Annotated in this window: 24 protein-coding genes; 16 read left to right on the forward strand and 8 right to left on the reverse strand. The window is 69.9% G+C overall.

Features of this window, described 5'->3' with window-relative positions; all coding sequences use genetic code 11:
- Nucleotides 1-13 precede the first annotated feature (13 nt).
- The 4 genes from HUW46_RS04105 to HUW46_RS04120 all read left to right on the forward strand — a co-directional run bounded on the left by HUW46_RS04105 (nucleotide 14) and on the right by HUW46_RS04120 (nucleotide 4,833).
- Nucleotides 14-670 (forward strand): TetR/AcrR family transcriptional regulator, encoded by a 657-nt coding sequence (locus HUW46_RS04105; protein ID WP_215545997.1) that lies wholly within the window; start codon nucleotides 14-16, stop codon nucleotides 668-670.
- A gap of 32 nt (nucleotides 671-702) precedes the next feature.
- Complete coding sequence (locus HUW46_RS04110) at nucleotides 703-2,211, forward strand: alpha/beta fold hydrolase (RefSeq protein ID WP_215545998.1); 1,509 nt, start codon at nucleotides 703-705, stop codon at nucleotides 2,209-2,211.
- A gap of 88 nt (nucleotides 2,212-2,299) precedes the next feature.
- Entirely contained in the window at nucleotides 2,300-3,241 is a 942-nt protein-coding gene (locus HUW46_RS04115; RefSeq protein ID WP_215545999.1) for an alpha/beta hydrolase, read from the forward strand.
- A 95-nt stretch (nucleotides 3,242-3,336) separates the two neighbouring features.
- Nucleotides 3,337-4,833: an alpha/beta hydrolase gene (locus HUW46_RS04120; RefSeq protein WP_215546000.1), complete on the forward strand. Its 1,497-nt coding sequence runs from the start codon at nucleotides 3,337-3,339 to the stop codon at nucleotides 4,831-4,833.
- A 19-nt stretch (nucleotides 4,834-4,852) separates the two neighbouring features.
- Here the strand turns inward: HUW46_RS04120 and HUW46_RS04125 are convergent, their stop codons facing one another.
- The 5 genes from HUW46_RS04125 to tig form a co-directional block, all read right to left on the reverse strand.
- Complete coding sequence (locus HUW46_RS04125; protein ID WP_215546001.1) at nucleotides 4,853-5,203, reverse strand: hypothetical protein; 351 nt, start codon at nucleotides 5,201-5,203, stop codon at nucleotides 4,853-4,855.
- Between the two features lie 42 nt (nucleotides 5,204-5,245).
- Complete coding sequence (gene clpX / locus HUW46_RS04130) at nucleotides 5,246-6,541, reverse strand: ATP-dependent Clp protease ATP-binding subunit ClpX (protein WP_215546002.1); 1,296 nt, start codon at nucleotides 6,539-6,541, stop codon at nucleotides 5,246-5,248.
- 216 nt (nucleotides 6,542-6,757) lie between these two features.
- Entirely contained in the window at nucleotides 6,758-7,390 is a 633-nt protein-coding gene (locus HUW46_RS04135) for an ATP-dependent Clp protease proteolytic subunit (protein WP_215546003.1), read from the reverse strand.
- A 27-nt stretch (nucleotides 7,391-7,417) separates the two neighbouring features.
- Nucleotides 7,418-8,023, reverse strand: coding sequence for a ClpP family protease (locus tag HUW46_RS04140; RefSeq protein WP_215546004.1), 606 nt, complete (start codon nucleotides 8,021-8,023; stop codon nucleotides 7,418-7,420).
- Between the two features lie 148 nt (nucleotides 8,024-8,171).
- Entirely contained in the window at nucleotides 8,172-9,566 is a 1,395-nt protein-coding gene (gene tig, locus HUW46_RS04145; RefSeq protein WP_215546005.1) for a trigger factor, read from the reverse strand.
- 193 nt (nucleotides 9,567-9,759) lie between these two features.
- On the opposite strand from tig, the gene HUW46_RS04150 reads away from it, so the two are divergent.
- The 5 genes from HUW46_RS04150 to HUW46_RS04165 all read left to right on the forward strand — a co-directional run bounded on the left by HUW46_RS04150 (nucleotide 9,760) and on the right by HUW46_RS04165 (nucleotide 15,490).
- Nucleotides 9,760-11,316 (forward strand): fatty acid desaturase, encoded by a 1,557-nt coding sequence (locus HUW46_RS04150; protein WP_215546006.1) that lies wholly within the window; start codon nucleotides 9,760-9,762, stop codon nucleotides 11,314-11,316.
- Between the two features lie 83 nt (nucleotides 11,317-11,399).
- A complete protein-coding gene (locus HUW46_RS04155) occupies nucleotides 11,400-11,915 on the forward strand; it encodes an XRE family transcriptional regulator (protein WP_215546007.1) in 516 nt (171 codons plus the stop codon).
- Between the two features lie 36 nt (nucleotides 11,916-11,951).
- Complete coding sequence (locus HUW46_RS48745; protein WP_256451414.1) at nucleotides 11,952-12,074, forward strand: hypothetical protein; 123 nt, start codon at nucleotides 11,952-11,954, stop codon at nucleotides 12,072-12,074.
- Nucleotides 12,075-12,155: 81 nt separating this feature from the next.
- A complete protein-coding gene (locus tag HUW46_RS04160; RefSeq protein ID WP_215546008.1) occupies nucleotides 12,156-13,628 on the forward strand; it encodes a sensor histidine kinase in 1,473 nt (490 codons plus the stop codon).
- The gene (locus HUW46_RS04165; RefSeq protein ID WP_215546009.1) at nucleotides 13,625-15,490 is read left to right on the forward strand and encodes a glycosyltransferase family 39 protein; all 1,866 of its coding nucleotides are present in this window, start codon (nucleotides 13,625-13,627) and stop codon (nucleotides 15,488-15,490) included. The genes HUW46_RS04160 and HUW46_RS04165 overlap by 4 nt, the downstream gene beginning before the upstream one ends.
- 76 nt (nucleotides 15,491-15,566) lie before the next feature.
- Here HUW46_RS04165 and HUW46_RS04170 read toward each other — a convergent pair whose 3' ends face one another.
- Together HUW46_RS04170 and HUW46_RS04175 are read right to left on the reverse strand one after the other, a co-directional pair.
- Entirely contained in the window at nucleotides 15,567-15,893 is a 327-nt protein-coding gene (locus tag HUW46_RS04170) for a DUF3099 domain-containing protein (protein ID WP_215546010.1), read from the reverse strand.
- Between the two features lie 61 nt (nucleotides 15,894-15,954).
- On the reverse strand, nucleotides 15,955-17,220 hold the full coding sequence (locus tag HUW46_RS04175) for an amidohydrolase (protein WP_215546011.1): 1,266 nt from the start codon (nucleotides 17,218-17,220) through the stop codon (nucleotides 15,955-15,957).
- Nucleotides 17,221-17,285: 65 nt separating this feature from the next.
- Here HUW46_RS04175 and HUW46_RS04180 point away from each other — a divergent pair, with 65 nt between their 5' ends.
- The 7 genes from HUW46_RS04180 to HUW46_RS04210 all read left to right on the forward strand — a co-directional run bounded on the left by HUW46_RS04180 (nucleotide 17,286) and on the right by HUW46_RS04210 (nucleotide 24,735).
- On the forward strand, nucleotides 17,286-18,782 hold the full coding sequence (locus HUW46_RS04180) for a class I SAM-dependent methyltransferase (RefSeq protein ID WP_254125783.1): 1,497 nt from the start codon (nucleotides 17,286-17,288) through the stop codon (nucleotides 18,780-18,782).
- The gene (gene dtd / locus HUW46_RS04185; RefSeq protein WP_215546013.1) at nucleotides 18,782-19,207 is read left to right on the forward strand and encodes a D-aminoacyl-tRNA deacylase; all 426 of its coding nucleotides are present in this window, start codon (nucleotides 18,782-18,784) and stop codon (nucleotides 19,205-19,207) included. The genes HUW46_RS04180 and dtd overlap by 1 nt, the downstream gene beginning before the upstream one ends.
- Nucleotides 19,208-19,508: 301 nt before the next feature.
- Nucleotides 19,509-20,552, forward strand: a complete 1,044-nt coding sequence (locus HUW46_RS04190) for a sigma-70 family RNA polymerase sigma factor (RefSeq protein ID WP_254125785.1) — start codon at nucleotides 19,509-19,511, stop codon at nucleotides 20,550-20,552.
- A 235-nt stretch (nucleotides 20,553-20,787) separates the two neighbouring features.
- The gene (locus HUW46_RS04195; RefSeq protein ID WP_305860052.1) at nucleotides 20,788-22,455 is read left to right on the forward strand and encodes a fumarate hydratase; all 1,668 of its coding nucleotides are present in this window, start codon (nucleotides 20,788-20,790) and stop codon (nucleotides 22,453-22,455) included.
- 95 nt (nucleotides 22,456-22,550) lie between these two features.
- Nucleotides 22,551-23,177 (forward strand): dihydrofolate reductase family protein, encoded by a 627-nt coding sequence (locus tag HUW46_RS04200; protein ID WP_215546014.1) that lies wholly within the window; start codon nucleotides 22,551-22,553, stop codon nucleotides 23,175-23,177.
- 14 nt (nucleotides 23,178-23,191) lie between these two features.
- On the forward strand, nucleotides 23,192-23,527 hold the full coding sequence (locus tag HUW46_RS04205; protein WP_215546015.1) for a YciI family protein: 336 nt from the start codon (nucleotides 23,192-23,194) through the stop codon (nucleotides 23,525-23,527).
- Complete coding sequence (locus tag HUW46_RS04210) at nucleotides 23,524-24,735, forward strand: RNA polymerase sigma factor (protein WP_215546016.1); 1,212 nt, start codon at nucleotides 23,524-23,526, stop codon at nucleotides 24,733-24,735. Before HUW46_RS04205 ends, HUW46_RS04210 begins: the two co-directional genes overlap by 4 nt.
- Nucleotides 24,736-24,792: 57 nt before the next feature.
- On the opposite strand, the gene HUW46_RS04215 is transcribed toward HUW46_RS04210, so the two are convergent.
- The gene (locus HUW46_RS04215; RefSeq protein WP_215546017.1) at nucleotides 24,793-25,230 is read right to left on the reverse strand and encodes an SRPBCC family protein; all 438 of its coding nucleotides are present in this window, start codon (nucleotides 25,228-25,230) and stop codon (nucleotides 24,793-24,795) included.
- Nucleotides 25,231-25,238 lie beyond the last annotated feature (8 nt).

The raw sequence follows: 25,238 nt of genomic DNA on the forward strand, positions 1-25,238 counted from the left end.
AATACTGGCAACCATGAGCGCCCCCAAGGCGCGGCTGATCGAGGCCGCCATCCGACTGATCGCCGACGGCGGTCCCCAGGCACTGCAGGCGCGCAAGCTGGCGGCCGAAGTCGGCAGCTCGACGATGACCGTGTACACCCATTTCGGCGGCATGCCCGGCCTCGTCGACGAGCTGGCGCGCGAGGGGTTTCGCCGCCTCGACGCCAACCTCGCCGCGCTCGGCGAAACCGAAGACCCGGTAGCGGACATCGCGGCGCTTGGCATGGCCTACCGGCGCACCGCGATCGAGAACCCGACCCTGTACGCCGTCGCGTTCGGACAGATCACCTTCCCGGCGACCACGAGCACGAAGGCCCCGGCGGCGGGAGCGGACGAGGCGATCGCCTCGTTCGAGCACCTCCTTTCCGCGACGCGGCGCGCCATCGACGCCGGGCGCTTCCGGCGCGGCCCCGCGCACACCGCGGCCGCGCAGCTCTGGAGCGCGCTGCACGGCTACGTCACGATCGAATCTTCGGGATTCTTCGGCGACCAGGGCATCGAAGAGGTGCTCGCGCATTTGGCGGTGACGCTCGCCGTCGGACTCGGCGATACGGTCGAAGCGGCCGAACGATCGGTGCGGGCCATTCGCCTGAATGCCTTGCCCGGCACACCCCCGACCGTGGTTCGATGACCGAAGACGCACGAAACCTCGGGGGTACGACCATGCGCAAACTGATTGTCGCGGCGTTCTGCGCACTGCTGGTGGCGGCGGTGCCCGCGGTGGCGACGGCCGCGCCGGATGCGCCCGGTGGCGCGGCCGGAGTGGACGTCCCGCGGCTCGACTGGGCCGACTGCGGCGACGGGGTCCAGTGCGCGACCGCCGTCGTGCCGCTCGACTACCGGCGCCCGCACGGGCCCACGATCGCGCTGGCGGCCTACCGGGTGCCCGCCGCCGATCCCGCGCACCGGATCGGCTCGCTGTTCATCAACCCCGGCGGTCCCGGCGGCACCACCAAGAAGCTCGTCCGCTCGTACGGCCACACCGGCCCGCTCGAACTGCGGCAGCGGTTCGACATCGTCAGCTTCGACCCGCGCGGCGTCGGCGAAAGCTCCGCGATCACCTGCCGGACGCCGCAGGAGTACCGCGACGCCTGGGACGGTGCGACCGCTCGCCCCGCACCCGGCGGCTACGACCGGGCGGTCGCCGGCGCCGAGGACTTCGACGAATCCTGCTACGCGCGATCGGGCAAGATCCTGCCCCATACGGGCGCGGAGAACTTCGCCCGCGATCTCGACGTCCTCCGCGCGGCCGTCGGCGACCAGAAGGTGAGCTACCTCGGGATCTCCTACGGCACGTTCCTCGGCACGGTGTACGCGAACCTCTTCCCGCGCCACATCCGCGTGCTCTCGCTCGACGGCGCCTACGATCCCGAGTCCTACGCCAACCGCCCGTACGACTACGACCGCGGCCAGTACCGCGCGCTCGACGCCGGGCTGTCCCGGTTCTTCGACTGGTGCGCCGGCGCACCGGCCGCCTGCGGATTCGGCGACGGCCACCCGGTCGCCAGTTTCCTGTCCCTGCAACGAGAACTGGACCGGAACCCGGTCCGCGATCAGCAGGGCGCGTTCGTCGCGAACGCCGCCACGATGGCCGTCGAGCTGTCGTTCGCGGTGAACCGGGGCAAGAAGAACTGGCCGAAACTCGGCACGGACCTGAAGGCAGCGCAAGGACGCGGCGGCCCGCTGCTGGCGCCGTTCGAGGACTCCACCGTGGCCATGCTCAACGCGAACACCGCCGTCGAATGCGCGGACCGCGTGTTCCCCGGCGGGCTTCGCCCGCTGCGGGCGAAGCTCGCGGCGAACGTCCGAAGGGGACCGTTGCTCGGACCGGCGCTCGGATACGGCCCGCCGAGCTACGACCACTCGCACGCCACGGCGTGTACGCAGTGGCAGGCGCCCCGGCTGAGCAGGTACGCGGGCCCGTGGAACGCGGCGGGGTCCCCGCCCATCCTGGTCACCGGCACGGTCGGCGATCCGGACACGCCGTTCGAGGACGCGGTCACGCTTTCGCGGACGTTCGACAACGCCCGCCTGCTCGTCTTCGCCGGTGAAGGGCATTCGGCCATGCGTCGCAGCGCGTGCGCGACCGAACACGAGGTGCGCTACCTGGTGGACAAGGCGCTCCCGCCGAAGGGAACGGTGTGCGCTGACGAACCGCAACCGACCGGGTGACCGCAGTCACCAGGAGAAACACCACGGGTTCCCCCGACGATGAGTCGTCAACGGTGGTAGAACGGAAGCAGTCGGGGGACGGGGACGGATGGACGACAGCGATACGGCCGAAACGGTCGAAGAGGATAGGCCGCCTGCGCGCCGCAGGCTGCCCAGCCGCCGCTCGGCGCTGATCGCGGGCGCGTCCGCGCTCGGTGTCGCGGGGTTCGCCGTCGGTGCCGCCACGAACACGCTCCCGTTCGGTGAATCCGTCCAGCGCCTGCTCGGCACCGCGTCCTCCGGTCCCACCGGGCAGCTGGGCGCGACCAGGGTCGAGCGCGTGTGGTCCGCGGCGCGCGGGCGCGAGGTCGACCTCCTCCTCATGCTGCCAGCCAAGTCGCCGCAGAAGAACCTGCCGATGTCGCTGCTGCTGCACGGCCTGCACGGGTCGGCCCGCAAGGCACCGCCGACCGGTCTGCAGCGCCAGCTCAGCAACGACGTCACCCGGCGCGCGGTGCCCCCGTTCGGGTTCGTCGCCGTCGACGGTGGCGACAACTACTGGCACCAGGTCCGGCCCGGCGACGATCCGATGGCGATGCTCCTCGAAGAGGTCCCCCGCTGGCTGCGCGAGCGCGGGCTCGGCGGCACCGACGGGCTGCCGTTCGCCTGCACCGGCATCTCGATGGGCGGGTTCGGCTCCTTCCTGTACTCACGGCGGCGCGTCGAGCGCAGGCAGCCCGTGCGCGCCATCGCCGCGATCGCGCCGGCGCTGATGACCTCGTGGCACGAAATGAGCAAGCGCAAGGCTTTCCGCGACGCGGCGGACTGGGCGTCGATGGATCCGCTGAAGAACCTTTCCGCCACCAAGGACATCCCGACCGGGCTGTGGTGCGGCACCGAGGACAGCTTCATCGGCGGTGTCCGGCGCTTCGCCAGCGAAGCGCATCCGCTGGTCGTGCACACCGGGCGCGGCAAGCACGGCGACGCGTTCAACCGCACGGCCGTCCCCGGCGTGGTCGGCTTCCTCGGCAAGTACGTGCCGAGCGCGTGAGCACGCACTGTCCACAGTGGAATTAGCAATTTTCCGATAGGCTCCTCCCGCTCAGCCGCGACCGAACGGCTGGCGGTTTTCTGGGAGGATCCTTCGTGTTTCGACGCATTTTCGCTGCGGCGGTGCTCCTCACGGGCGCGCTCGCGGCGGCCCCGGCCGGAGCCGCACCCGCGCCCGGCCCCACGTGGAAGGCCTGCGGCGGTATCGGCGGCGAATGCGCCACCGTGACCGTGCCGGTCGACTGGGCCGACCCCGGTGGTGAAAAGACCGAGGTCGCGATCGGCAGGGTCAAGGCGAGCGACCCGAAGCACCGCATCGGCGTGCTGTTCGTCGCGCCCGGTGGTCCCGGTGTGTCCGGAATAGACAACTACACGCTCAAGGCGGGCCTGCCGGACGACAGCGTGCTGCGGCAGCGCTTCGACATCGTCACCTGGGACCCGCGCGGGGTTTCCCGCAGCCACGCCGTGCGGTGCGACGCGGCGCTGCTCGCCAAGGCACCGACGACGTTCCCCGACACCGAGCAGCAGTACCGCGACCTGGTCGCCTACAACGGAAAGCTCGGTGCGGACTGCCGTGCTCGCACCGGGGCGCTGTTCGACCACGTGGACACCGCGAGCGCGGTCCGCGACCTCGACGCCATCCGCGGTGCGCTCGGCGAGGAGCGGCTCAGCTTCTACGGCGCGTCGTACGGCACGCAGGTCGGCCAGCAGTACGCCGAGCTGTTCCCCGGCCGGATCAGGGCGATGACCATCGACTCCAACATGGACCACAGCCTCCGCTCCGGCGGCCGGTACATCGAGACGGCGTCCGAGGACCTCGAAGGCTCGTTCACCGCCTTCGCCGACTGGTGCGCCCGCACGTCCGGGTGCGCACTGCGCGGCCAGGACGTCCGCGAGGTGTGGGACGACGTGCTCGCGAAAGCCGAGGGCGGCACGCTCGTCGACCCGAAGACCGGCAAGGCGATGACCTCGGAAGCCCTGCAGTCGGAACTGATGAACGCGATGTACCACCCGGAAAAGACCTGGTACACCGAGGCCACTCGGCTGCAGGCGCTGGCGAAGGGCGCCCCGTCGGACGCGGCGGCCGTCGCGAAGGAGGATCTGGCGGAGAACTCGTACCAGGCGATCTGGTGCGAGGACTGGCAATGGCGCGTCCACGGGTACGCCGAGCTCAAGTCCTATCGGGACGCCGCGGCGCGGCGCGCGCCGCACACCAGGCTTTCCGCGTTCTGGAGCGATGTCACCAGTTGCCTGGGCTGGCCAGCGAAGGTGGTGAACCCGCAGCACCGGCTTTCCGTGCGGGGCGCGCCGACCGTCCTGATCGTGAAGGGCAGGTACGACGTGGCGACCCCGCACGCCTGGAACTACGCGGTGGCCGACCAGCTCGCCAACTCCGCGCTCCTGGAGTACGACGGCATCGGGCACGGCCAGTACTTCAACAGCCGGTGCGTCCGGGACCACGTGGAACGGTATCTGCTGACGACGAAGACCCCGGACCGCGGCACCCGGTGCGCCGCCGTCTGGCCGACCACCCCACCACCCGCGAAGACGGAATCCCTAACTCTGCCAACGAAACCAGCCCACACGAGCTGACAAACCGCGCGAATTATCTTCAGGTGCCGGTGGGGTCCAGGAGGCGGGCCATGACGGACATGAGCCAGAAGCCGACGAAGAGGGCACCGAAGAAGACTCCGGACCAGATCATCAGGGGCTTGTGCGCCTTCCCCACGCCGCGCAGCCGCCGTTGCGCGTAGGCGGCGACGGCGAACAGCGGCAATGGGACGAGGGGCAGGGGTGACAACCGGACCCCTGCCCCGGCGAGGCATGCCACGACGAGCACGCCGACCACGACCGCGTAGGTCCTGGCCCACCGCGGGTGCCGCCGGTACGCGCCGACGACGAGCCGCCGTGCGAGATCGCCGATGCCCTGCACGTCATCGGAGCTCACCCGGGTTGCGCTCATGCTGTTTTCTCTTCGGTCTCAGGCACGTGCGGCCCGAAACCGCTATGCCGACTTCTCACCACGCTCGTTGCGCTGACGGCGCGAGGGCTGGCGCGACACGATCGTCGGGTTCACGTTCTCCCGGACGGTCTGCTCCGTGATGACGACCTTCGCCACGTCGTCGCGGCTGGGGATGTCGTACATGGTGGGCTGCAGGACCTCTTCCATGATCGCGCGGAGGCCGCGGGCGCCGGTGCCGCGGAGCACGGCCTGGTCGGCGATCGCCTCGAGCGCGGTCTTGGTGAACTCCAGCTCGACGTTGTCCAGCTCGAACAGCTTCTTGTACTGCTTCACCAGCGCGTTGCGCGGCGTGGTGAGGATCTGGACGAGCGAGTCCTTGTCCAGGTTCGTCACGCTCGCGACGACCGGGAGGCGCCCGATGAACTCCGGGATGAGCCCGAACTTGATCAGGTCCTCCGGCATCGTGTCGGAGAAGACGTCGCTGTTGTCGATCTCGGCCTTGGTCCTGATCTCCGCCGCGAACCCGAGGCCGCGCTTGCCGACGCGCTCGTTGATGATCTTCTCCAGCCCGGCGAAGGCACCGGCGACGATGAAGAGCACGTTCGTGGTGTCGATCTGGATGAACTCCTGGTGCGGGTGCTTGCGCCCGCCCTGCGGCGGCACCGATGCGGTGGTGCCTTCGAGGATCTTCAGCAGCGCCTGCTGCACGCCCTCGCCGGAGACGTCCCTGGTGATGGACGGGTTCTCCGACTTGCGGGCGATCTTGTCGACCTCGTCGATGTAGATGATGCCGGTCTCGGCGCGCTTGACGTCGTAGTCGGCGGCCTGGATCAGCTTCAGGAGGATGTTCTCCACGTCCTCGCCGACGTAACCCGCCTCGGTCAGCGCCGTGGCGTCCGCGATCGCGAACGGCACGTTCAGCAGCTTGGCGAGGGTCTGTGCGAGGTAGGTCTTGCCGCACCCGGTGGGACCGAGCATCAGGATGTTGGACTTCACCAGCTCGACCGGCTCGTCCTTGGCGTCCTTCGTGCCCGTCTTGTCCTCGGACTGGATGCGCTTGTAGTGGTTGTAGACCGCTACCGCGAGCGCCCGCTTGGCGTCGTCCTGGCCGATGATGTACTTCTCGAGGAATTCGTGGATCTCGGCGGGCTTGGGCAGCTCGTCGAGCTTGACGTCACCGGCCTCGGCCAGCTCTTCCTCGATGATCTCGTTGCACAGATCGATGCACTCGTCGCAGATGTAGACGCCGGGCCCCGCGATGAGCTTCTTGACCTGTTTCTGGCTCTTCCCGCAGAAAGAACACTTCAGCAGGTCCCCGCCGTCGCCGATCCGTGCCATGACCGTTGACCTGTCCCCTCCGGTGCGCCGGGAAGCCGCACCTGAATGTGTACCTGCCATCGCCGCCCGCCGGGCGAGCGCTGCCCCTGACGGTACCCGTCCGAAGCGCCGGGCGGGAGCATCAGTGCCATACGAGCCGGACGAGTGGCGCCCGAGCGACCCTAGACCACGGGCGGGTGCGTGTCGCCGGTCGACACGCACCCGCCCGTGCCGGGATCACACGTCGATCGCGGACGCCTTCCGGTACGGCACGACCTCGTCGATGATGCCGTATTCCTTCGCCTGCTCGGCGGTGAGGATCTTGTCGCGCTCGACGTCCTTGCGGACCTCGTCCACCGGCTTGCCGGTGTGGTGCGCCAGCGTGCCCTCCATCAGCGACCGCACGCGCTGGATCTCGTTGGCCTGGATCTCGAGATCGGAGACCTGGCCGTAGGTGCCCTCGGTCGCGGGCTGGTGGATCAGTACGCGGGCGTTGGGCAGCGCGAGCCGCTTGCCGGGGGTGCCCGCGGCGAGCAGCACGGCCGCGGCCGACGCGGCCTGGCCGATGCACATGGTCACGATGTCCGGGCGGACGAACTGCATCGTGTCGTAGATCGCCATCAGCGCGGTGAACGAGCCGCCGGGCGAGTTGATGTAGATCATGATGTCGCGGTCGGGGTCCTCGTGCTCCAGGTGCAGGAGCTGGACCATCACGTCGTTCGCGGACGCGTCGTCGACCTGGACGCCGAGCATGATCTGCCGCTCTTCGTAGAGCTTGTTGTACGGGTTCGACTCCTTGATCCCGTAGCTGGTGCGCTCGACGTACGACGGCAGGACGTAGCGCGACTGGGGGATGTGCAAGTTACTCATGTGAAGGTCTCCTACTTACCTGCGCGCTCAGTTCTTCGCCCTGGGCGAGGTGCCCGGCTCGAGGACGTGGTCGACGAAGCCGTAGTCCTTGGCTTCCTGCGCGGTGAACCAGCGGTCGCGGTCGCCGTCGGCGATGATCTGCTCGACGGTCTGGCCGGTCTGCTCCGCGGTGATCTTGGCCAGTTCCCGCTTCCACTTGTTGAACAGGTCGGCCTGGATCGCGATGTCCGACGCGGTACCGCTGATCCCGGACGAGGGCTGGTGCATCAGGATGCGCGCGTGCGGCAGCGAGTACCGCTTGCCCGGCGTGCCCGAGGAGAGCAGGAACTGCCCCATGGAGGCGGCCATGCCCATCGCGTAGGTGGCCACGTCGGCCTTGATCAGCTGCATCGTGTCGTAGATGGCGAAGCCCGACGGCACCGAGCCACCGGGCGAGTTGATGTAGAAGGTGATGTCGGACTCGGAGTCATCGGCGTCCAGCAGCAACAGCTGTGCGGTGATCCGGTTCGCCACCTCGTCGTTGACCTCGGACCCGAGCACGACGATGCGTTCCTGGAGCAGCCGCTCGAATACCGAGTCGGTCAGGTTGAGCCCCGCGGTGCTGGTCCGCGCCTCGGGCATGTGCTGCGTCACGTCTGCCTGCCTTTTCGCCGCTTGTGGCACCCGGACCACGGGAGCCACGGTGTGTCTTTCCCAGCTCGGATTCACTGGATCTTGCCATCGACCCTAACGAACTTGGGCGGTGCAGAATGCCTGACACCGCCCAAGTTCGCTGAGAGCTTTACTTGTCGGAGACTGTTCCCTCGACCTCGGTGACCTGAGTCTCTTCCGCGTCACCCGAAGGGGTCTCGGCCTCGTCCTTGCCGAACAGCTCCTCGAGGTCCACGGCGGTCCCGGACGCGTCGGTCACGGTCGCCTTCCGCACCACCGACGCCAGCGCCTTGCCGCGGCGGACGTCGGCGAAGATCGCCGACAGCTGGCCGGACTGCTGGGCGCGCTGGACGTACTCGTCGGGGCTGACGCCGAAGCGCTGCGCCTGGTAGATGATCCGCTCGGTCAGCTCGCCGTCGTTGACCTGGGTCTGCTCCTCGTCGGCGATGGTGTCCAGCAGCAGCTGCGTGCGGACCGCCTTCTCCGACTCCTCCTTGACCTCGGCGTTGAACTCGTCGAGGGTCTTGCCGTCGGCCTCGAGCGCCTTCGCGAAGGCGTCCTCGTCGTGGTCGAACGGGTGCACCGCGTCGTGCTTGCGGTTCTCGATCTCGCCCTCGACGACCTTCTCCGGCAGCGGGACCTCGGTGCTGTCGAGGAGCTGCTCGAGGATCTTGTCCCGCGCCTGCACCCCCTGCTGCATCTTCTTGACGCGGCCGAGGCGCTCGCGCAGGTCGTCCTTCAGCGCGTCGAGCGTGTCGAACTCGCTGGCCAGCTGGGCGAACTCGTCGTCGGCCTCGGGCAGCTCGCGCTGCTTGACCGACTGCACGGTCACCGTGACCTCGGCATCCCTGCCCGCGTACTCGCCCGCGACGAGCTGGGTGGTGAAGGTCTTGGTCTCGCCGGCCTCGGCGCCGATGATCGCGTCGTCGATGCCGTCGACGAGCTGGCCGGAACCGATCTCGTAGGACAGCCCGGTGGTCGACGCCTCTTCGACGGCGTTCCCGTCGACGGTCGCGGCGAGGTCGATCGAAACGAAGTCGCCGTTCTCCGCGGGCCGCTCGACACCGGTCAGCGTGCCGAACCGCGCGCGCAGCTCGTCGAGCTGCTCGTCGACCTCGGCGTCGGTTAGCTCGACGTCGTCGACGCTGACCGTGATGCCGTCGAAGTCCGGCAGGGTGATCTCGGGGCGGACGTCCACCTCGGCGGTGAACTCGAGCACCTCGCGGTCCTCGAGCTTGGTCACCTCGAACTCCGGCTGGCCGAGTGCGCGCAGCTCCTCGGCGCGCACGGCCTCCATGTACTTGGCCGGGATGACCTCGTTGACGACCTCGTCGAGCACCGGCGCGCGGCCGATCCGGCTTTCCAGCACGCGAGCGGGTGCCTTGCCGGGACGGAAGCCGGGGATGCGCACCTGCTGGGCGATCTTGCGGTAAGCGCGGTCGAAGTTCGGCTTCAGCTCGTCGAACGGCACCTCGACATTGATCTTGACTCGCGTCGGGCTGAGCTGCTCGACGGTGCTCTTCAACGTATTCTCCTCGAGCGTAAAGATTTCGGATGATGCCTGGTCAGGTTGAGACCGGGACGCCCGAGTCTAGGCCAGCGGCTCGTCCGGCCTGGCTCGGGGCGTCGTTCTGGTTTACAACCCGCGACCCGATGCCTACCTTCTTCTCAGAAATCCCCGTCACCCGGGGGTCCCCGCGCGAGGAGCCAGGTCCGCCATGTCGGTCGTCGACACGCGTCGCCGAGCCCGTGTCCGCCCCCGGGGCGGGGCCAGCGCGCACGCCTCGCCGGCGCCGGTCTCGGTCTCGGCCGTCGCGGTGTTCGGCGCCGGTTTCGCGGTGTGGTCGTGCGCGCTCCTGCTCGCGCTCGCCGACGTCCTGCCGTACTGGGCGACGATCCCGATGCAGTCGCTCGCCACGATCGCGATGATCGTCGTCGCCCACGACTCCCTCCACCACGCCAGCGGCAAGCTCACCTGGGTGAACGACACCCTCGGCAGGCTGGCGATGCCGTTCGTCGTGACGTGCGGCTCGTTCCCGGCGTTCCGGTTCGTGCACATGGAACAGCACCGCGCGCTGGCCGCGGGCGCGGTGCCCGCGGCGTGGCGGCCGGATGTGCGGTGGTGGCTGCTGCTCGCGCGGTGGCTCGCGATCGACCTCGTCTACCTCGGCCGGTACCTGCCGAAGCGGTCCGGGCGGCCCCGTGCCGAGATCGTCGAAACGGCCGCGTTCACCCTCGTCCTGCTGGGCACGCTGGGCACGATCGCGGCCGCGGGCCACGGTCCCGAGCTGGTGCTGCTGTACCTGCTGCCGCAGCGGCTCGGCGCGGCGGCGTTCGGCTGGTACGTCTTCCGCGGGCCTCGGCGCGAGCCCGTCCGCCCGCGCCGCTCCCCGGTCGAGGCCTACCGCGACCGGTTCCGGAAGCACCACCGGAAACCGGGGGTCCCCTGCCACCGGCAGGCCACCGCCCCGGCGCCGCCCGCGGCGGCGGGCCGTTTCCACGAACTCGTCGTCTCGGAGGTGCGGCGGATCGCCGCGGGCGCCACGTCGGTCCGGTTGGCGGTGCCGCCCGATCTGCGCGCCGAGTTTTCCGCGGGCCCCGCGAGGCAGGTCGTGGTGCGCCCCGCGACCGGTGGCGGGCACCGGACGTACGCGCCGTGCCCGTCCGAGCCCGGCGCGCTGACGATCGCGGTGCGGGAATCCGAGGACGGGCCCGCCTTCGAGGATCTCCGGTCGGGCGACCGGCTCGCGGTACGGGCCGGTACCGGCCGGTTCACGCTCACCACCGATCCCGGCGCTGCGAAGCACTACGTCGGCCTCGCGGCGGGATCCGGGATCACGGCGGTCCTCCCGGTGCTGGCGGCCGTGCTCGCCGACGAGCCGCAGAGCAGGTTCACGCTGCTGTACGTCAACCGGAGCGGCGCGAGCACGATGTTCGCCGACGAGCTGACCGCGCTCGCTGACGGCGCCGACGGACGGGTGCGGATCCTGCACTACCGGACCGACGACCGGGACCCGGACCTGCACCGCGCCCGCGCGCCGAAACGCGCCGACGTGGTCGCCGAAGCGCTCGCCGTGTCCGACGAGGAGTACCACCGGGGACGGCTGACCGAGACAAGGCTGCGCACGCTGCTGGAATCGCGCCTGCACCCGGTGACCGTGGACGAGTGGTTCGTGTGCGCGCCGCAAGGGCTCACCGAACTCGCTCGCTCCGTCCTCGAAGAACACCTCGTGGAACCCGCCGCGGTGCGCTACGAGCGCTTTCCGCTCTGCTGAGCCTCGCCGGACAGGTTGAGACCGGCGTCCGCCCGGCTACCCCTGACGTGATCGCGGCCTACGAACAGGTGTTAGGAGCAGGTATGCGCCGACGCGACATCACTCACCCACGACTCCGCAAGATCCACGACGATGTGCATCTGGAACAGATCCGGGAAGCCGTCGAAGCCGGAGATCCGAGCATCTTCGGCGAGGGCCCGACGTCGAACACCATCGATGTGGCAGTGACGCCGCTACTTGGAGACGCCGGGATAGAGAACTTCCGGCACTGGGCGAAGGAAGGCAAAACAAGCACGCTCCGCGCGAACTCGGTATCGATCATCGGCTTCCTGCCAGGACGCCGTAACGCCGAGCTGGTCGCCGAGATCCTTGAGACGGACCCGAAAGTCCGTCGGCTGTGCGTGGCTTCCGAAGTCTCCAGGCTCATGCAATGGGAATGGAGCACAGCGCTGGCGGTGGCGGACGACCCCCGAACGGCACCGGAGGCGTCCGCACTGGCCGCGCGGCTCGCGAAGTCGGTAATCGACCCGAAGGACAGCGAGTCCCGGTGGTGTTCGGCGTGGGTGCTGCAACGGCTTGCACCGATCCTCGGCGACTGACGGAGCACCAGGGCGGCACTGGGTAGGCCACACCCGGTGACCGTGGACGAGTGGTTCGTGTGCGCGCCGCAAGGGCTCACCGAACTCGCTCGCTCCGTCCTCGAAGAACACCTCGTGGAACCCGCCGCGGTGCGCTACGAGCGTTTTCCGCTCTGCTGAGCGGAAAACAACCCGGCGTCCACAGCTCGCGCACAGCCCGTCCACACCGCGCCCACACCAACCCGCCTCAGCATGGACGGCATGGAACCGCGGGCCGGGCGGCCACGCGCGTGGCCGCTGCGAACGAGGCTGACCGCCGCGCTCGTCGTGCTGCTGGCGCTGGCGTGCGTGCTCATCGGCGTGGTCAGCGAGTTCGCGCTCGGCGCGTTCCTGACCCGCCAGGTCGACGAACGGCTGGCGGCGGCGACCCTGCGCGCCACCGCGTTCAGCGACGACCACGGAGATCCCCTCGACGCGCCGGGGCAGGCCTCGGGCACGCTCAACGCGCGCGTCAAGGACGGCAGGATCCTCGACGCGGCAACACTTTCGGCACGCGGGGAACGCCAAGGCCTCGACGCGGACACGGCGGGCGCGCTCACCGCGCTCCCCCGTGACGGGCGCCCGCGCACGCAGTCGCTCGGCGCGCTCGGCGACTACCGCCTGACCTCGATCCCGGTACCGGACGGGGCCATCGTCACCGGGCTCCCCCTCAGCGGCGTCCACGACACGCTGCTCACCGTCGGCCTGATCTTCGGCGGGGTCGCGGCCGCCGTGGTGTTCGGCACCGGGTTCGCCGGCGCGGCGGCGGTGCGCCGGACGCTGCGCCCGCTCGACCGCATGGCGGCCACCGCGACCGTTGTCGCCGGACTGCCGCTGGACCGCGGCGAGGTGGCGTTGTCCGAACGCGTGCCGGACGCCGATCCGCGCACGGAGATCGGCCAGGTCGGCGCCGCGTTCAACCGAATGCTCGGCCACGTCGGCGACGCGCTGTCCGCGCGGCACGAAAACGAGCTGCGGGTCCGGCGGTTCGTCGCCGACGCGAGCCACGAACTGCGCACGCCGCTCGCGGCCATCAGGGGGTTCGCGGAGCTGGCGGGAAGGCAGCCGGAGCTGTCCCCCGGACTCGCCCATGCGATCGGCCGCATCGAGTCCGAAGCGGACCGGATGACGAGCCTCGTCGAAGGCCTGCTCCTGCTCGCCAGGCTCGACCAAGGGCGCCCGCTCGAACTGTCCGATGTGGACTTGTCACGACTGGCGACCGATGCCGTCGGGGACGCACGGATCGCCGGGCCCGCGCACGAATGGGTGCTCGCGCTACCCCGCGATCCTGTTGTCGTGAGCGGGGATGTCCAGCGGCTGCACCAGATCCTGGCCAACCTCCTGTCCAACGGCAGGACCCACACCCCGCCGGGAACGACGATCACGACCGCGCTCGCGCTCTCCGGCGACGAGGTCGTGCTGACCGTGACGGACGACGGCCCCTGTATCGATCCCGCTGTGCTGCCGAGCGTGTTCGAACGGTTCGCGCGCGGCGATTCGTCGCGCTCGCGCGCCGCGGGAAGCACCGGGCTCGGGATGGCGATCGTCGCCGCGGTCGTGGTGGCGCACCACGGCACGGTGACCGCGACGAGCGAGCCGGGCCTGACCCGCTTCGAGGTCCGCCTCCCGCGCACAGCGGGCGCACAGCCGGGGCACAACGACGGCCAAGGTCGGATCGCGACGCTGGCTCAATGAGCATCCTCGCGCACCGCGCGTCGTCACCAGCCGAAGAAGTCACGACACGACCGGTGTGGGTCGCCCCCGCGCTGTGCGGGCTCCTGCTCGCCACCGCGGTGCTCTACCTGTGGGACCTCGGCGCTTCGGGCTGGGCGAACGCGTTCTACTCGGCGACGTCGCAAGCGGCGAGCCAGAGCTGGAAGGCTTGGCTGTTCGGCTCGACCGACGCGGCCAACTCGATCACGGTGGACAAAGCACCCGGGGCGCTGTGGGTGACGGGGTTGTCCACCCGCCTGTTCGGGGTGAGCTCGTGGAGCATCCTGGCGCCGCAGGCGCTGATGGGCGTCGGCTCGGTGTGGCTGCTGTTCGCCGCGGTACGCCGGACATCCGGGCCCGCCGCGGGAATCCTCGCGGGTGCCGTGCTCGCCTGCACTCCCGCGGCCGCGCTCATGTTCCGCTTCAACAATCCCGACGCGCTGCTCGTGCTCCTGCTCGTCGCGGCGGCCTACTGCGTGGTACGCGCGCTGGAGAAGGCGAGCCCGAGATGGCTCGCGTTCGCCGGGATCGCGATCGGATTCGGGTTCCTGGCGAAGATGTTGCAGGCTTTCCTCGTGCTGCCCGCGTTCGCGGCGGCGTACCTGATCGCGGCGCCCGTCTCGTTCGGGAAACGGCTAGGGCACCTCGCCGTCGCCGCGGCCGCCGTCGCCGTTTCGGCGGGCTGGTACCTGGCGCTCGTCGCGGTGTGGCCCGCCGCCGACCGGCCGTTCATCGGCGGTTCGCAGACGAACAGCCTGTGGGAACTCGCCTTCGGCTACAACGGGTTCGGCCGGATCACCGGCGACGAGGTCGGCAGCGTCGGCGGTGGCGCGAGCCGCGGCTGGGGCGCGACCGGCTGGTCCCGGCTGTTCGGGGCGGAGATGGCGGGCGGGATCGCCTGGCTGCTGCCCGCCGCGGTGCTGTTCGTGGTGGCCGGGCTGTGGTTCACCCGTCGTTCCCCGCGGACCGGGACCGCGCGCGCCGCGCTGGTGCTGTGGGGCGGCTGGCTGGCCGTCACGGCCGCGGTGTTCAGCTACATGGGCGGGATCATCCACCCCTACTACACGGTGGCGCTCGCGCCCGCGATCGCGGCACCGGTCGGCATCGGCGCCGTCGCGCTGTGGCGGCGGAGGCACGATCCGATCGCCTCCGGTGTGCTCGCCGCCGCGGTCGCGTTGACCGCGCTGACGGCGTACTTCGTGCTCGGCTCGTCGTCCTGGCTGCTGTGGCTCGCGCCGACGGTCCTCGTCGGCGGACTGGTTGCCGCGGCGCTGTTGCTCTTCGCCGACCGTGTACCGCGCGCGATGCGGCACGGGATCGCCGCGTTCGCACTCGTGCTGGCCCTGCTCGGCACCGGCGCGTACACGGTCGCCACCGCCGCGACCGCGCACTCCGGGGCGATCCCGTCCGCGGGACCGGACACGCGGGGCGGTTCGCCCGGCGGGCGGGGTGGTTTGCGCGGCGGCCCCGGTGGCCTGCTGGGCACCAGCGAAACCAGCCCGCGGCTAGCGGCGCTGCTGAGCACCGACGGCAGCCGCTACACCTGGGCCGCGGCGACCGTCGGATCGAACTCCGCGGCGGGGTACCAGCTCTCCACCGGCCTGCCCGTGATGGCCGTCGGCGGCTTCAACGGCACCGACCCCGCACCGACGCTCGCGCAGTTCCAATCGTACGTCCACAATGGACAGATCCACTACTTCGTCGGCGACGGTATGGGTTTTCCCGGTTCGATGCGCGGTGAAAGCTCGGGAAGCGATGCCGCACAGCAGATCGCCGACTGGGTGGCGCGGAACTACCCCGCCACCACCATCGACGGCACCACGATCTACGACCTGAGCAGCTGAGGCCGGTGCCCCGAAAGTGACCTTCGGGGCATCTACGTCCCCGAAAGCCACCTTCGGGGCAGGCACAAGTCCGGAGTCAGCCGCCGTCGATGACCTGGTGACCGCGGCTCTCGATCGCCTTCGCCTCGCGCTGGTAGCCGCTCATCTTCTCCGACTTGCGCGGCGGCCGGTCGTTCGCGATCAACACCGCCATCCAGGGCAGCGGCACCGACAGCACGATGAACCCGAGCGCGAGCCACCAGGTGTGGTAGAAGATCCCGGCCAGGATGAGGCACGGGAAGCGCAGCCCCATCATGAGCATGTACTTGCGCTTGCGCGCAGCGAACTGCTCGTCGTAGGAAGGGGCGGCCTCGGTGATCAGCACCGGGGTGACGTCCCGCGATTCGGATGCCCGCTCGCTCACGACATCACCTCCTGCACTCCATCGTCCCACTCCCCCGGACGGAAGGACAGCGGGGCGGGTTTCACCGCGCCGCGAGCCACTGCAACGCGCCCACCACAAGCGTTTCCACGCCGGTCGAGAGCGTCGGGTGGAGCACCGGCGCGAACAACGGCGAGTGGTTGGACGGGATGTCCGATTCGAACCGTCCCGCGGTCATCGCGGCGATCACCTTCTCCGCGTCCATCCCGCCGACCAGCCAGAACACCGACGGCACCCCGACGGCGCGGCCGAACTCGCTGAAGTCCTCACTGCCGGTGACCAGCGGTGCCTCCATCGACCGCTCCGGGCCGAAGTGCTCGCCGAACGCGGCGGAAAGCGCGGCCGTCGCCGCTTCGTCGTTGGAGGTCACCGGAAAGGTGCCGATGTGCTCGATGTCGGGGCTCTTCGGTGATCCCGCGGTGACCGCCTCGCCGTGCACGATCCGCTCCACCGCGGTGACGACGCGTGCCCGCACCTGTTCGTCGAAGGTCCGGATGTTGACCTCGAGGGTCGCGTGGTCGGCGATGATGTTGTGCGCGGTGCCGACGTGGACCGATCCGACGGTGACGACGGCGGACTCCGTCGCCGAAACCTCCCTGGACACGATCGTCTGCAGGCGCAGCACCACGGACGCGGCGAGCACCGCGGGGTCGACCGTGGTTTCCGGCCGCGAACCGTGCCCGCCCTTGCCGTGCAAGGTGATCCGCAGCGCGTCGGTCGCGGCCATGAGCACGCCCGGCCGCGTCAGCACCCAGCCCGCCGGGCCGGGCACGACGTGCTGGCCGAGCACCACGTCCGGCTTGCCCGCGTGCGAGAACACGCCATCGGCGACCATGCGCGCGGCGCCGATTCCCTTCTCCTCCCCCGGCTGGAACACCACGAGCACGGTGCCGGACCATTCGGAGCGGCCGGCCGCAAGCAGATCGGCCGCACCGCTGAGCCAGGTGGCGTGCATGTCGTGCCCGCAGGCGTGCATGACCGGCACCTCGGTGTCGTCGTCACCGGTCGCGCGGACCGTGCTCGCGTATTCGAGCCCGGTCTTCTCCTCGACGGGCAGCGCGTCGATGTCGGCGCGCAGCAGCACCGTCGGGCCGGTGCCGTTGTGCAGCACGCCCAGCACACCGGTCCCGCCGATCCCGGTGTGCACCTCGTACCCCGAGGCTTCGAGGCGGCGCGCCAGCTCGGCTGCCGTCCGCGTTTCGGCGAACGACAGCTCCGGATTCCGGTGCAGGTCGAGGTAAAGGGCTTCGAGATCGGCGAGTTTCGACTCGAGCGGGGCGAGGACGGCGGCGCGGCGTTGAGGTGTCACTTCTCCATCGTGGCAGCATGATCGCCCGTGACCACCGACGACGCGCGTTTCTCAGCGGAGGAGCCGTGAGCACTGTGCAACCCGAGTTTTCGCCCGATCTGTGCGCGCGTCTGCGCGAAGCCCTGTTCCGCACCGGTTACACGGCCGACGGCGTGGTCGACGTGCTCGGCGGGCAGGCGCATGCCGCGCTGGGCCGCGGCGAACCCGAGCCCGCCGTTCGCGCGACACGGGACGCGGGTGAACTGGGGACGCTCATCCGGCTGTTCCTCCTCGGCGACGGCGTGCGCGAAGCCGAGGCGGCCGCGGCGCTGTCGCCGGTGCCCTTCGCCGACGCGATCGGCGTCGGCCTGCTCCGCGCCGGTTCCGATGGCGTGCGCGCGGGCCTCGACCTGCGCCCGCACGGGGACGAGGAAGGGTTCTGGTGGGTCCTGTCCGACCTCGACTCCGATCAGCTCGGCGGCGAAGTGCCCGCCGATCACGTGCTCGGCGTCGGGCAGGCGTCGCTGAGCCTGATCAGGGCGACCAGCAGGCGTCCGATCGGCACCCTGCTCGATGTCGGCACCGGGAACGGAGTCCAGGCCCTGCACGCTTCGCGGCACGCCGCGAAGGTGACCGCGACCGATGTCTCGGCCCGCGCGCTGGCGCTCGCGAAGGCGACCTTCCTGCTCAACGAGCTGGACGTCGAACTGCTCCGGGGCGAGTGGTTCGCACCGGTCGCGCGGCGGCGGTTCGACCAGATCGTGTGCAATCCGCCGTTCGTGGTCGGGCCGCCGAGGGTCGACTACACCTACCGCGACTCCGGCCTCGCCGGTGACGACGCGAGCGCGCTCGTGGTGCGGCAGCTGCCCGGGTTCCTCACCGACGGCGGCACCGGCCAGCTCCTCGCGTCCTGGCTGCACGTGCGCGGCGAGGACTGGGGCGACCGGGTAGCGCGGTGGCTGCCCGCCGGGACCGACGCGTGGTTCGTGCAGCGCGACATCGCCGACCCCGCCCTGTACGTCGGAACTTGGCTTCGCGACGCGGGAATCGACCCGAAGTCGCCGCAGGGCAGGGCGAAGGCGGGCGCCTGGCTCGACTGGTTCGACGGCAACGACGTCGAGGGCATCGGCTTCGGTTTCGTCACCCTGCGCCGGGACGACGGCATGAGCGCGGCACCCACGATCGTCTGCGAGGACCTCCGCCAGGCCTACGACGACCCGCTCGGCGCGGAGGCCGCGAACTGGCTCGACCGCGTCGCGTGGCTGCGGGCGAACGCGGACGGGTTGCTCGACACGCCGTTCCTGGTCCCGCCGACGGTGTTGCTGGAGCGCGTGGACACCCCCGGTGACGAGGGCTGGGAAACGTCGGTGCGCAGGCTCCACCGCACGGATGGGCCCGGCTGGCAGCACGAGGTCGACGAACTGGCCGCGGCGCTGCTCGCGGGCTGCCGGGGCGCGCTGCCGCTGACGGACCTGATCTCCCTGCTCGCGGTCGCGCACGGGCAGGACGAAGACGAACTCGCCGACGCCGCGCTGCCGATGATCAGGGAGCTGGTGCGGCACGGAATGGTGGTGCCCGCCTGATGCGCGCGGTCGTGGCACGCGTGACCGAGGCCCGCGTGACGGTCGGCGGCGCGACGGTCGGCGAGATCGCCGAGCCGGGTCTGCTGGTGCTCCTCGGCGTGCACGCTGACGACACCGAGACCAAGGTCACCACGATGGCCAGGAAACTGCACGAACTGCGCATTCTTCGCGAAGAGGAATCCTGTGCCACGAAGGGTGCGCCACTACTCGTGGTGAGTCAATTCACACTCTACGGAGAGACCAGGAAAGGCAGGCGTCCGTCGTGGACCGCGGCGGCGCGCCCCGAGATCGCTGAACCGATCGTGAACGCCGTCGTGTCCGCCCTCCGCGAACGCGGCGCGCGCGTGGAAACCGGGGAATTCGGCGCCATGATGGCCGTGCACAGCGTGAACGACGGCCCGTTCACCGTTCTGCTCGAACTCTAAAGAGGTCTAGACCACAGTTCGTCTAGACCACGGTCGCGGCAAGGACCGCTATCCGTTGGCGTGCCTTGGCTCACGGTGACGGCTCTCTCAGGAAAACCTCAGCTTTGGTCGAGCAACCGATACCAGGGCAGGGCCGTCATCTTCATCGGGAACGCGGGAACGATTTCGCATCCACTCGCGTTGACCGAAGTAACCAGCCGCGAAAGCTGGGGTCGTGAACCGAGGCACTCCACAGGCAGCGGTTCGCGAAGCACAGCCGACGTGACTCCACCACGTCAGCCCGTGACCGGGGAGGCAGTACATGTCCGTCCAGACTCTCGAGCGCGAGACTCGCGGGATCCGCCAGCGAACGGTCCCGAAGCAAGCCACCGAGCCCGCACTCGATTCCAGCATAACCACACTTCCGGCCGAGAGTGCGGATCTCGACGCCCAAAGCCCCGCAGCCGACCTGGTCCGCGTGTACCTGAACGGCATCGGCAAGACCGCGCTGCTGACCGCGGCCGACGAGGTCGAGCTGGCCAAGCGCATCGAGGCGGGCGTCTTCGCCGCGCACATGCTCGACACCGCGGAGAACCTCACGCCGAAGCGCCGTTCCGAGCTGTCCGCGCTGGTGCGCGACGGCCACGTCGCGAAGAACCACCTGCTGGAGGCCAACCTCCGCCTGGTGGTGTCGCTCGCGAAGCGCTACACCGGCCGGGGGATGCCGCTGCTCGACCTGATCCAGGAGGGGAACCTGGGTCTGATCCGCGCGGTGGAGAAGTTCGACTACTCCAAGGGGTTCAAGTTCTCGACCTATGCCACCTGGTGGATCCGCCAGGCCATCACCAGGGGGATGGCCGACCAGGGGCGCACCATCCGGCTGCCGGTCCACCTGGTGGAACAGGTGAACAAGCTCGCCAGGATCAAGCGCGACCTGCACCAGCAGCTCGGCCGCGAGGCCACGAACGAGGAGCTGGCCGCCGAATCCGGTATCGCCGCGGAGAAGGTCTCCGACCTGCTCGACCACGCGCGCGACCCGGTAAGCCTGGACATGCCGGTGGGCACCGAGGAGGACGCGCCGCTCGGTGACTTCATCGAGGACTCCGAAGCCACCGATGCGGAGAGCGCGGTCATCTCGGGCCTGCTGCAGGACGACCTGCGCCGCGTGCTCGCCACCCTCGACGACCGCGAGCAGCACGTGATCCGGCTGCGCTACGGCCTCGACGACGGGCAGCCCCGCACGCTGGACCAGATCGGCAAGCACTTCGGCCTGTCGCGCGAGCGCGTGCGCCAGATCGAGCGCGAGGTCATGTCCAAACTGCGCCAGGGCGAGCGGGCCGACCGGCTCCGCGCGTACGCCAGCTGAGCCACCCGTTCGGCCGCGTTGACTTATGACCTAGGTCACGGGACGGTCGGATGCAACGGTCTGGGCCGTTGCTCCGTCTACTAGGGCGGAAAGTCTTCGCGGCAGGGTGCTCGCACCTGTGCCGCTTTCCCCGGAAGGTCGGGTCCGTCGGGGTGGGCCCGGCCTTCCGCTATCTGCGCGTGCCGCGTTCGGTACCGTCGGGTGTTCTCCGATCGCGTGCAAGGGAGCCCGCGCAGTGACTGACGCCACCACCACCCCGTTCGACTACACGGAGGTCCTGCCGCTCGGCACGGACACCCGCACCGAGTACCGCCTCGTCACCCCGGACGGCGTCCGGGTCGTGGAGGCGGCGGGCCGGAAGTTCCTCGAGATCGACCCGGCCGCGCTCACCACGCTCGCGCGCGCCGCGATCACCGACATCCAGCACCTGCTGCGCTCTTCGCACCTCGCCCAGCTGCGCGCGATCGTCGACGATCCCGAGGCGAGCGGGAACGACCGGTTCGTCGCGATGGACCTGCTGCGCAACGCGGCCATCTCGGCGGGCGGCGTGCTGCCGATGTGCCAGGACACCGGCACCGCGATCGTCATCGGCAAGCGCGGCGAAGGCGTGCTCACCGGCGGTGACGACGAGCGCGCGCTGGCAAAGGGTGTGTTCGAGGCGTACCAGGAGCTGAACCTGCGGTACTCGCAGATGGCGCCGGTGAACTTCTGGGAGGAGCGCAACACGGGCACGAACCTGCCCGCGCAGATCGAGCTGTACCACAAGGATGGCGGCGGCGACCCGTCCTACGAGTTCCTGGTGATGGCCAAGGGCGGCGGCAGCGCGAACAAGACCTTCCTCTACCAGGAGACCAAGGCGGTCCTGAACCCGAAGCGGCTCGCGAAGTTCCTCGACGAGAAGCTGCGCGGCCTCGGCACCGCCGCCTGTCCCCCGTACCACCTCGCGATCGTCGTCGGCGGCACGTCGGCCGAGTTCAACCTCAAGGTCGCGAAGCTCGCGTCGGCGCGGTACCTGGACGACCTGCCGACCGAGGGTTCGCCGTCCGGGCACGGTTTCCGCGACCCCGATCTCGAACAGCAGGTGCTCGAGATGACGCGCCAGTTCGGCATCGGCGCGCAGTTCGGCGGCAAGTACTTCTGCCACGACGTGCGGGTGATCCGGTTGCCGCGGCACGGCGCCTCGTGCCCGGTCGGCATCGCGGTGTCCTGCTCCGCCGACCGGCAGGCGAAGGCCAAGATCACCGCCGACGGCGTGTTCCTCGAACAGCTGGAGCGCGATCCCGCCCGGTTCCTCCCCGAGGTCACCGAGGACGACCTGTCCGACGAGGTGGTGCACGTCGACCTGAACCGGCCCATGGCCGAGATCCGCGCGCAGCTTTCCGAGCTGCCGGTGAAGACGCGGCTGTCGCTGACCGGGCCGCTCGTCGTCGCGCGCGACATCGCGCACGCGAAGATCGCCGAACGCCTCGACGCCGGCGAGGAAATGCCGCAGTACCTGAAGGACCACCCCGTCTACTACGCGGGTCCGGCGAAGACTCCGGACGGCTACGCGTCGGGCTCGTTCGGGCCGACCACCGCGGGGCGCATGGACTCCTACGTCGAGCAGTTCCAGGTCGCGGGCGGGTCGCTGGTCATGCTCGCCAAGGGAAACCGGTCGAAGAAGGTCACCGCGGCCTGCCGCGAGCACGGCGGCTTCTACCTCGGCTCGATCGGCGGCCCGGCCGCGCGCCTCGCGCAGGACTGCATCAAGAAGGTCGACGTGCTCGAATACCCCGAGCTGGGCATGGAAGCCGTGTGGAAGATCGAGGTCGAGGACTTCCCCGCCTTCATCGTCATCGACGACAAGGGCAACGACTTCTTCGAAGCCACCTCGGAACCCGTGCTGCAGATCAGCTTCCGCTGATTTCCTCCGCCGCCGCTGTCGATCGGCGGCCCGTTCGTTCGCCGTAGTTCGTGACGGCGCCGATCCCCGGCGCCGTCACGAACGAGAGGAACGACATGGGCACCTTGATGCTGATGGAGTTGACGTCACTGGACGGTGTCGCGCAGGCCCCCGGCGGCCCGGAGGAGGACACCAGCGACGGGTTCCGGCACGGTGGCTGGGCGGTACCGCATTTCGACGAGGAGATGATCGAGCGGATCGCGGCGCGCACCGAGCGGGGCGCCGCGTTGCTGCTCGGACGGCGCACCTACGACATCTTCGCCGCCAGCTGGCCGCTCGCCGAACCGGACGACCGGGTCGGGGCGAAGCTGAACGGCATGCCGAAGTACGTGGCGTCGCGGACGCTGGACACCGTGTCGTGGCAGAACTCCGCGCTGCTCACCGGTGACGTCGCCGAAGCGGTCGGCAAGCTCAAGGCGAGCGTGGACGGCGAGATCCAAGTGCACGGCAGCATCGGGCTGGTCCAGACCCTGTTGCGGCACGACCTCGTCGACGAGATCCGGCTCTCCACGTTCCCGGTGCTCCTCGGCTCGGGACGGCGGCTCTTCGCCGACGGCACGATCCCGGCGAGGTTCCGGCTCGTCGGCACCGAGACCTCGGCGACCGGCGTCGTGGTCACCACGCACGCGCGCGACGGTGAGCTGACGTACGGTGCGATAGGACCGGAGACGGGAAACTGGTGAGGGGACGGGAAACCATGCCGCAGTACGCGATCCTGATCTACGAAAAGGAGCTCCCCGGCGGCGTCGCCGACATCCCGCCCGAGGTGATGGAAGCCAACATCAGCGCGGGCGAAAAGATCGCCGCGCTGGGCGCCACCGTGGTCAACGAACAGGGGCTCGAACCCGTCTCGACCGCGCGGACCATCCACAAGGGAGGGATGGTCACCGACGGGCCGTTCCTCGAAACGAAGGAAGTGCTCGCCGGGTTCTTCGTGGTGGAGGCCGAAGACCTCGACACCGCGATCGCCGTCGGCAAGCTGCTCCCGATCATGGACGGCGCCGTCGAGGTGCGGCCGGTGCTCGGCGTGTGAACCACGCCGTGCAGGCGGTCGCGGACGCGCATCGTCACGAGTGGGCCGCCGTGCTCGCCGCGACGGTGCGCGTCACCCGCGATCTCGATCTCGCCGAGGAATGTGTCCAGGACGCCTACGCCGCCGCGCTCGCGGACTGGTCGCGCGGTGGCGTGCCGTCGAAACCGGGCGCGTGGCTGACCGTCGCCGCCCGGCACAACGCGATGGACGCGCTGCGCCGGGCGCGGACGCTGCGGTCCAAGCTGCATCTGCTGGTCGAACCGGAACAGCACGCCGAGGCCCACGACGACCGGCTACGGCTGGTCTTCCTGTGCTGCCACCCCGCGCTCGCGTTCGAGGCGCAGGTGGCGCTCACGCTGCGGGTGGTGTGCGGGGTGGCCACGCCGGACGTCGCGAAGGCGTTCCTGGTCTCGGAGCCGACCATGGCGGCCAGGATCACCAGGGCGAAGAAGAAGATCGCGGCGGCGGGCATCCCGTTCCGGATGCCGGGTGCCGCCGAACTGCCCGCCCGCGTGGACGCCGCGCTCACCGTGATCCACCTGCTGTTCACCACCGGGCACACGGCGCCGACCGGGCCGGAGCTGACCAGGACCGGCATCGCCGAACACGCGCTCGACCTGGCACGCCTGCTGCACGCTCTGCTCCCCGCCGAGCGCGAGGTCCGCGGCCTGCTCGCGCTGCTGCTGGCCAACCACGCCCGCCGCGCCACCCGCACCGCCGAAGACGGCCGTCTGCTGCTCCTGGAAGAGCAGGACCGTTCGGCGTGGGATGCCGACGCCATCGCCGAAGCCCACGAACTCGTCGTGGGAGCACTGCGCGGCGGCGGTCCCGGCCGGTTCGCTTTGCAGGCCGCGATCGCGTCGCTGCACGCCTCCGCACCGTCCTATGCGGACACCGACTGGCCGCAGATACTGGTGCTGTACAACGAACTCCTGAAGGTGTGGCCCTCCCCCGTGGTCGCGCTGAACCGAGCCGTCGCGCTGTCGATGACCGAGGGCGCCGAACCCGCACTGGCCGAGATCGAGGCGCTCGAACGCGACGGCAGGCTGGCGGGCTACCGCTACCTTCCCGCCGCCAAAGCCGATCTGTTGCGACGGCTGGGAAAGGCGCCGGAAGCGGCCGCGGAGTACGAACGCGCACTCGCCTTGACGGACAACGAAGCCGAGCGCGCGTTCCTTTGTGGACGGTTGGCTCCGCTCGTGCCCTGAAGGTGGCTTTCGGGGCGGTAGATGCCCTGAAAGCCACCTTCAGTGCGTTGAGCGGGATCAGGCGGGGAACATCCGGTCGAGGCGCTCCAGCGACCGTTCGATGCCCTGCTTGTTCTTCTTCGGGAAGAAGCTGATGTCGATCAGGAACGGGAAGCGGGCGGTGGACCAGTCGAACGTCTCGGTCACCTCGGTGCCGACCTCGCCCGCGGGTTCGAGCGCCCAGCGCCAGCGGTGGCCGTTGAAGTGGCGCCAGGCGATGAGCCGGTTCTCTTCGAACTCGACGACGGTGTTCTGGATCTTGTACGGCGCGCCCATTTTCATGTCCATGCCGAACTTCGCCCCCAGCGCGAGGCGGTGCGGGCCGCCGTCGCGGGCGGCCCGCACCGTGCCGGAGCCGTCGATCAGCGGGTGCTGGGCCGGATCGGCCAGCAGCTCGAAGATCTTCTCCGGCGTTGTCGCGATCGTTCTGGTCACCGAGATCTGCCGCTTGCTCATTACTGGAG

Source organism: Amycolatopsis sp. CA-230715 (genome assembly GCF_018736145.1).
Taxonomy (GTDB): Bacteria; Actinomycetota; Actinomycetes; order Mycobacteriales; family Pseudonocardiaceae; genus Amycolatopsis.